The sequence below is a fragment of the Bacillus sp. T17B1 genome, assembly GCF_026796395.1.
Lineage (GTDB): Bacteria > Bacillota > Bacilli > Bacillales > Bacillaceae > Bacillus > Bacillus spizizenii_A.
The window spans coordinates 130,440-137,857 of sequence record NZ_JALAYA010000031.1 but is presented as its reverse complement, the minus strand read 5'-3'; the positions used below and the strand labels follow the sequence as shown (position 1 = coordinate 137,857).

Below are 7,418 nucleotides of genomic sequence, written 5' to 3'. Positions count from 1 at the left end.
ATTTTTTTATTGTCAGCTGATGACAGGTTTTTCATCCTGTTCTTTTTCTTCGTCTTGCAGATCCTGATGCGTATGAGCAATTCTGCTCGCCGCTGCTGCCGCAAGGGCTGCCACAATATCATCCAAAAAGGTATGAATACCGTCTGTACTTTCATCAAGTTCCTTAATGATTCCAATCTTCTCTTTATCCAAATAACCGAAGTTGGTCAAGCCTATCGATCCGTACACATTAACGATAGAAAGAGGGATAATTTCATCTATGCCATAAAGCGGTTCATCCGTTTCGACAAGGTGCTGCAGCGGTTCCGGAAGAAGTTTCTGCTCAGCGAGCTGATCAAGCGCAAGACCTGTTAAAACAGCATGAATAATTTCACGTTTGTTCAGCACCTTATCTACGTTCTCCATACATACACTGAGCGGAAGATTTGGATTGTATTTTTCCTGAAGTTTTTGAACAATCCGCGCAATATCTTCTATCATAACACCCCGTTTATTTAGCATATCTTTTGTTATATCGACCATTTCATTCATTGTGTACTTCCTCATGTCATGGCATCTCCTTTACGCACTCATCCAGTTGGGAGGCGTGTTGCGGTCCCAATAAATGCTCCCAAGCTCATGATGTGATTGAAATCCATCTTCTGCTGTATGATAGTGAAAATTAAACCAGTAGCCGTCGTGAGGCGGGTGGTCTCTTCGCACATGAAATCTGATGAGATCTTCTCCAGTCGTCCGATTGTAAACGTTGAACATTTTTTCCTTTTTGCCCGCTGAAGGCATGCTGGAAATTACGACATCTTGATACGCCTCATCATCTTGCAATGTTGCTAAATAATCACTAATCACGTTTTCAATTTGCGGCAGGATCTCTTTCCGATAGTCATCCTCAATGACCGGAGCGATTTTGCTGCCGAATTTCAAAAAGGACTGATCCTCAGCACTATCGAGGAGCTGTTCCTTGTACGATTGAAAAAGCAGTTCAGGGTCTTGCCTGTCTTCCAACTCATTATCATCGTACAGATCATGCTCATCATAAAAAGCGGTGTAATCATTCTGCTCAAGACTGCTCGGCTGTCCGGAGGGCTTGTCCGCCATAAGAGCAGCCGGAGGAGATACGAGCCCGAAGGTTACAATGGTAAATAAAACTACAAGAGTCTTTCTCATCCACAATTTCATGACTGCTTATTCCTCTCTATTTTATTGTCATATTTCTCTTATTTTAGCACAACCGAAACATGCAAGTCATGTATGATATGAAACTGATATGCAAATTAGGAGATTCGTTGCTTTGCGGTTTGTGTAATAACGCTTACAATATTCTATGAAAGGAGGCTTTCCGCATGATTGACGCTCTGTTTGCCACAGTTTCACTCTTAACATTGTTATACTTTGTCGTCATGGAAGTCACCGATTAACAGAAAGCCCGTGATATCAATCACGGGCTTGTTTTGCTTGCGGCTTGAATAACGCCATAATGAAACAATGCTGTTTTTCTTTTCATGACGTTAAAACCAAACTGTTCAAATCGCGGGCTTTTCCAGTGGTCTTTTAGCACAACACTCTTTCTGGCAGCGCGCACCGCTTCTTTGATACACCCTTCATCCAAAACTGAGTCCTCTGCCAAATCCCGTAAAGGCGCGATACCGTCAGACGTCTCTACAGGCTCATGAAACATTGGATCAAAATAAACCACATCAACAGAGTTGTCAGGAAGCTGCTTGATGTATTCAAAGCAATCACCATTCTTCACTTGAATTCTTCTCATTGCAGCCTGAAGCTCTTCTATGCCCGTTTCCCATGATTGCAGTCCCGTCCTCACGAGAACGGACACAAGATGGTTTTTTTCAATCCCAATCACAGAACCCGTTTTGCCTACTGCAATACTTGCGATAATGGTGTCCGAACCTAGTCCGAGTGTGCAATCTAAAAATGTGTCCCCTTCCGATAAACCAGCTGCCCGAAGCATCGGCTCCTGCTCCCCCCGTATGAAGCGTTTAGCTCTGAACATCGCTGTATTCGGGTGAAAAAAGAATTTTGCACCTTGTTTCGTATAAAGTTCAAACCGTTCTTTGCCGACCACTAGCAAATCACGTTCAGCTGACTTCAGCAGGTTTTCAACCGTTTGTTTATTTCGGCCGCAAAATGGCATATTCAGCTCTTTTGAAAGCTTCTTTGCGGTTTTTATGGTATGTTCAGACGGTCTATAGCTTGTTGTTATCATCTTCAGTACTCCTAAAAAGAAAATGCCCGGAAAACGGGCATTTAGCAGTGTGCATCAAAGGCAGCGGTCAAATTTTTCATAATCTCTTCCATATCATGTCCTTCAATTTCATGACGTGGAATAAAATGTACGACTTCTTTGCCTTTCAAAAGAGCCATTGATGGTGAAGAAGGCTCCTGGCCAGTAAAATACTCACGCATTTTTGCAGTAGCTTCTTTATCTTGGCCCGCAAATACAGTCACCGTATTGTCAGGTGTTTTGTCATTCTGGAGGACTGCCTGTGTTGCCGCAGGACGCGCAAGGCCTGCCGCACACCCGCACACAGAGTTAACGACTACAAGTGTTGTGCCCTCTGCCTTTTCCATAAAGTTTTCTACTTCTTCCGCTGTTGTTAATTCATCAAAACCTGCCCCAGTCAGTTCACGGCGCATCGGTACGACAAGCTGGCGCATGTATTCTTCATAAGCCATTGACATAAAAAAAGCCCCCTCTATTATCCTTCATCTGAAGTAAGGATACTATAGAGAGGGCCGGATTTCAAATGTTCACGCCTTAAAATAGAAGAAAGAGTTCCCCGTTGTCTAGATTTTCATGATACCGCCGGTGTTGGCGCTTGTCACAAGTTTAGAATAACGTGCCAAGTAGCCGGTTTTCACTTTCGGTTCAAACCCTTTCCAGTTGGCTTTTCGTTTTTCCCATTCTTCTTCAGGCACTTGTACATCCAAAATGCGTTTTTCAATATCAACGATGATATGGTCTCCGTTTTCAACAAAGGCAAGCGGTCCTCCCTCTGCGGCCTCTGGTGATACGTGACCGATTGAGAGACCTCGGGAGGCTCCGGAAAAACGTCCGTCTGTAATCAATGCCACTTTTGGGCCAAGTCCCATTCCGACGATTTGGGATGTAGGCGCAAGCATTTCCGGCATGCCAGGACCGCCTTTTGGTCCTTCGTATCGGATGATGACAACGTCGCCTTCTTTTACTTTCCGGTTGATAATGCCATCAAGTGCCTCATCCTGAGAATCAAATACGACAGCCGGCCCTTCGTGTCTTGTGATACCGTTTTGTACGCCGCCTGTTTTAATGATAGCGCCGTCTGGAGCCAGATTACCGAATAAAACAGCAAGTCCGCCCTTTTCAGTGAATGGTTGATCCAGCGGATGGATGACGTCATAATCCTTTACTTCATGTCCAGCAATGGTTTCTCCAAGTGTCTTTCCTGTAACAGTCAGCGCGTCCAAATGAAGCGCTCCTTCTTTCTTGGAAAGCTCATTCAGTGCCGCTGACACACCGCCCGCTTCATGAAGATCTTCAATAAACACATCAGATGCAGGCGCCAGCTTGGCCAAGTGCGGTACGCGCTCAGCGACTTCGTTAATGCGTTCTAAAGAGTATTCAACGCCGGCCTCGTTTGCAAGGGCAAGCGTATGAAGAACGGTATTTGTTGAACCGCCGAGCGCCATATCGAGTGCAAATGCGTTATCAATCGCTTTTACAGTGACGATATCACGCGGTTTGATATCTTTGCGAATGGTTTCCATTAATTGCGTAGCCGACTTTCTGACAAACTCTTTGCGTTCCGGTGATGTCGCGAGAATGGTTCCGTTACCCGGCAAAGCAAGTCCAAGTGCTTCGGACAGGCAGTTCATTGAATTCGCCGTAAACATGCCAGAGCAAGACCCACATGTTGGACATCCGAACTGCTCTAATTCTTGAAGCTCGTTTTCGTTGATTTTTCCTGCTTGGTAAGCGCCTACCCCTTCGAATACTGAGGAAAGAGAGATTTTCCGTCCGTCACTTGTTCTTCCTGCCGCCATCGGCCCGCCGCTGACAAAAATCGTCGGAATGTTGATGCGCATTGCCGCCATGAGCATTCCCGGTGTGATTTTGTCGCAGTTCGGTATACAGACCATTCCGTCAAACCAGTGTGCGGATACAACCGTTTCCACAGAGTCAGCGATGATTTCACGGCTCGGCAATGAATATCTCATACCGATATGCCCCATCGCGATGCCATCATCTACTCCGATGGTATTAAATTCAAACGGTACGCCCCCAGCTTCTCTAATTGCTTCTTTTACGATTTTCCCAAACTCCTGCAAGTGAACATGACCGGGAACGATATCAATGTATGAATTACAAACCGCAATAAACGGCTTGCCGAAATCCTCTTCTTTTACACCTGCTGCTCGAAGCAAACTGCGGTGCGGAGCTCTGTCGATTCCTTGTGTGATCATGTTACTGCGTAATTCTGCCATGGTGATCCTCCTAAACACTTTGAATTGTTGGATTGATTTTTATTTTAACAATTTTCAGTTTATTTTTGGGCTGTTTTTGCAAAAAGATCAAATACAGGCCGCCCTCCCCTGGATTGTTTCTCTTATGTTTTTTTATATTTATATAACATTCTGTCGATCTGAACCCTCCAACTATTAATATTGTTACTTACTATATATAGTTTTTAATCATTTTTCAACAATATTCGAAATAATTTTTATAAAAAGTGAATTCACATAAAAAAGGTGCATGAGCTGCACCCTTTTCTTGGTTTTATTCACCTTTTTTTCTACTCTCTGTCATTTGCTTCCAAACAGAACCTTTTGCTTCTTCTCCATGCTCAATACGTTCAAGCGCCATTTTCACTTGAAGGCTGACCTCAAATTCCGGATCGTCTTCGGCAGCGCGCAAAGCTTCAATTGCACTTTCATCGCCGACCTCGTACAGGAACATAGCCGCACGCCAGCGGACAAGCTTGCTGGAGTCGCTTAACGACTTGATCATAGCAGGAATGGCTTGAGGGTCGCCGATATCTGACAGGCAGTCTCCAGCCGTTCTTCTGACTGAGACAGCTTTGTCCTCAAGTGCTTTATATAATAGAGGAAGAACATCAGGTGTTTCAATCATTCCTAAGTATACAACTGCCTGTCTTCTGATGGACACCTTGGGATCATCTAATGCCTTCTGTAAAACCGGGATATCCTCCTCTTTCGGATCCATCTGTTCCAGATGTGCATAACGCTTTTTCCAGTCCTCATCATCCAGCATGTCGAGCGTTACTTTATACGCTTTGCGTTGTAAAGCTTGTTTTGCTTCGCCCTTTCCTTGAGCGGCTGCTTCTGTCAGCCGTTTCAAACGTTCATCACTGTATGCGGCCTGAAGCTCTTCTGTCACGTCATGACCAATTTCATTAAAGTCGCCGAATCTAACGCCTTGTTCTTTCCAGGCCCGCTCAAACACAACATTTGAGGCTTCAGATCTGAGTTTTAAGATCGCCTGCTGAAAGCGTTCAGGTAAACCGAAGCGCTCTTCCCGCTCTCCATCCGTCAATTTGACCTGCATAGGAATGCCGCTGAACATCTGCACAAAAACTTTTACCTCTCCAAAAGACTCTTGATCTTTGCGGTTTCCTTCCGCGCTTTCAGCACTTTCCATCCCAAATGCAGTGCGGACTTGCGGTAAAATGTCTTTCCAGTCGTATCTTGCGTTCCGTTCAACAGCAAGAAAGTCAGCAACGTGGTATACTCCTTTAACCCCTTCAATTTTAAGGATTTCAGATATAACAAGCGGTGCGCCTTCTGCTTGATCCGGTTTATAGTTATTGCTTTTTCCCGCCGGAAGCTCTTCTGTTAAGATAACCTTCATTGTATTCGGGCTTGGCGTAGGTTCAATTGATTTTATCTTCATGATTGTCCTCCTATAGCATATCTGTGACTTATTCTATCATAGTCGCCCCATGCCTTCTATTACGACGTTTTGGCATCAATACCGGGATGTCTTTTTCTAATTGATGGATAAACTGAAGCATAAAATTGTGTCTTTCTTCTGCCAGTTCCCGTGCGGTGTCTGTATTCATCATATCTTTCAGCCGCAGCAGCTTATGAAAAAAATGTTCGTAGGCGCTTTGATCATCTCCATAAAGGCCGTGCCCTTTTGCGCCTGCAAACATAAAAGCTCTGGCAATACCGACTGCACCGATCGCATCAAGCCTGTCAGCGTCCTGTACGACCTTTCCCTCAATGGAGAGCGGCGCCCCCTCAAGCTTCTCCCTGTCCCGAAAGGACATCTTTGTGATGATGTCAATCACTCTGTCAGCATCCTCTTTTCTAATTCCGAAAGTAACAAGCTGATCATTTACTTCGCTCAAAGAAAGCCTGACCGTATCAGGAAGTTTGACATCAATTAAATCATGAACCAACGCCGCAGTTTCAACGATGAACAAATTCGCGTCTTCCTTTTCTCCAATATACACAGCAATATCTGCAACTCTTGATACATGTAGCCAATCATGTCCAGAACTTTCGCCTTTTAAGACAGATTGCACCCATGTCCTGATTTGGTCTGACTGCTTCAATTCCTGCATAAAAACACCTCTTTATTGCCCTAATAGCTCCATGATAACGTCTTCCAGCTCTTTCGGATTTGTATTTGGTGAATAGCGCCCAGCGATTTCTCCATTTCTGTCCACTATAAACTTCGTGAAATTCCACTTGATTGCCTTAGTTCCCAGCATTCCTTTCGCGTGCTCAGTCAAATACACAAACAGCGGATGTGCATTTTTTCCATTTACTTCTACTTTTGAAAACATAGGAAACGTAACACCGTAATTTGTTTCGCAAAAATCCTGTATGTCTGCCTCATCACCAGGCTCTTGATTCATAAATTGATTGCAGGGGAACCCTAAGATCTCCAAGCCCTCCTGCTGATATGTATCATATAATTCTTGAAGCTGCTTCAATTGGGGAGTAAACCCACATTTACTCGCTGTATTCACGATCATCAGTACCTTTCCGGCAAAAGGCTGAAGTGTCATGTCTTTCCCTGTTATTGTACGTACTCTCATATCATATATAGACATGTAAGTCCCTCCTATGTCCCTGCTGCTGATTATTTTACCTTTTTTATACCTCAATTCAAAATGCAAACATCATTTATCAGAACTCTTAAAAAATGTATCACATAAGTGGTGAGCATCTACTCATTATAATTTTTGTCGCTCATTTTTTATCTTATCATTCTATAAAACAATACAATCCCCTTCTGAGATACATCATGGAAAATCATTTCACTGTGAAACCAAAAGGCGTATCTATGCGTTTTATTTAAAGAGTTTTCTGTTGTTTCTCCCTCAACACTTATAGATAGATTGAAAATTGGCGTGAAAATTCCTATAATGAAGAAAATCAACGGGGAAATGATG

The 7,418-nt window shown here is 43.8% G+C and carries 7 protein-coding genes and 1 pseudogene; all 8 read right to left on the bottom strand.

Features of this window, described 5'->3' with window-relative positions:
* Positions 1-12: 12 nt before the first annotated feature.
* The gene (locus MOF34_RS15375) at positions 13-546 is read right to left on the bottom strand and encodes a phosphatidylglycerophosphatase A (protein ID WP_019714705.1); all 534 of its coding nucleotides are present in this window, start codon (positions 544-546) and stop codon (positions 13-15) included.
* 15 nt (positions 547-561) lie between these two features.
* Positions 562-1,176 (bottom strand): YpjP family protein, encoded by a 615-nt coding sequence (locus MOF34_RS15370; protein WP_268400717.1) that lies wholly within the window; start codon positions 1,174-1,176, stop codon positions 562-564.
* Positions 1,177-1,435: 259 nt separating this feature from the next.
* Positions 1,436-2,221: a class I SAM-dependent methyltransferase gene (locus MOF34_RS15365; protein ID WP_268400714.1), complete on the bottom strand. Its 786-nt coding sequence runs from the start codon at positions 2,219-2,221 to the stop codon at positions 1,436-1,438.
* A gap of 41 nt (positions 2,222-2,262) precedes the next feature.
* The gene (gene brxA / locus MOF34_RS15360; protein ID WP_166851562.1) at positions 2,263-2,697 is read right to left on the bottom strand and encodes a bacilliredoxin BrxA; all 435 of its coding nucleotides are present in this window, start codon (positions 2,695-2,697) and stop codon (positions 2,263-2,265) included.
* Positions 2,698-2,802: 105 nt separating this feature from the next.
* On the bottom strand, positions 2,803-4,479 hold the full coding sequence (ilvD, locus tag MOF34_RS15355) for a dihydroxy-acid dehydratase (protein WP_019714708.1): 1,677 nt from the start codon (positions 4,477-4,479) through the stop codon (positions 2,803-2,805).
* A 292-nt stretch (positions 4,480-4,771) separates the two neighbouring features.
* Positions 4,772-5,905 carry a conserved virulence factor C family protein gene (locus MOF34_RS15350; RefSeq protein ID WP_268400712.1) on the bottom strand — a complete coding sequence of 378 codons (1,134 nt, stop codon included), beginning with the start codon at positions 5,903-5,905 and terminating at the stop codon, positions 4,772-4,774.
* A gap of 59 nt (positions 5,906-5,964) precedes the next feature.
* Positions 5,965-6,581, bottom strand: a pseudogene (locus MOF34_RS15345) (HD domain-containing protein).
* Between the two features lie 12 nt (positions 6,582-6,593).
* Entirely contained in the window at positions 6,594-7,076 is a 483-nt protein-coding gene (locus tag MOF34_RS15340; RefSeq protein ID WP_019714711.1) for a glutathione peroxidase, read from the bottom strand.
* Positions 7,077-7,418: the final 342 nt, after the last annotated feature.

Coding starts and splice junctions, on each gene's coding strand:
- MOF34_RS15365 (WP_268400714.1), bottom strand. CDS start 2,221: ATGATAACAACAAGCTATAGACCGTCTGAACATACCATAAAAACCGCA.
- MOF34_RS15375 (WP_019714705.1), bottom strand. CDS start 546: ATGAGGAAGTACACAATGAATGAAATGGTCGATATAACAAAAGATATG.
- MOF34_RS15370 (WP_268400717.1), bottom strand. CDS start 1,176: ATGAAATTGTGGATGAGAAAGACTCTTGTAGTTTTATTTACCATTGTA.
- brxA (WP_166851562.1), bottom strand. CDS start 2,697: ATGTCAATGGCTTATGAAGAATACATGCGCCAGCTTGTCGTACCGATG.
- ilvD (WP_019714708.1), bottom strand. CDS start 4,479: ATGGCAGAATTACGCAGTAACATGATCACACAAGGAATCGACAGAGCT.
- MOF34_RS15350 (WP_268400712.1), bottom strand. CDS start 5,905: ATGAAGATAAAATCAATTGAACCTACGCCAAGCCCGAATACAATGAAG.
- MOF34_RS15340 (WP_019714711.1), bottom strand. CDS start 7,076: ATGTCTATATATGATATGAGAGTACGTACAATAACAGGGAAAGACATG.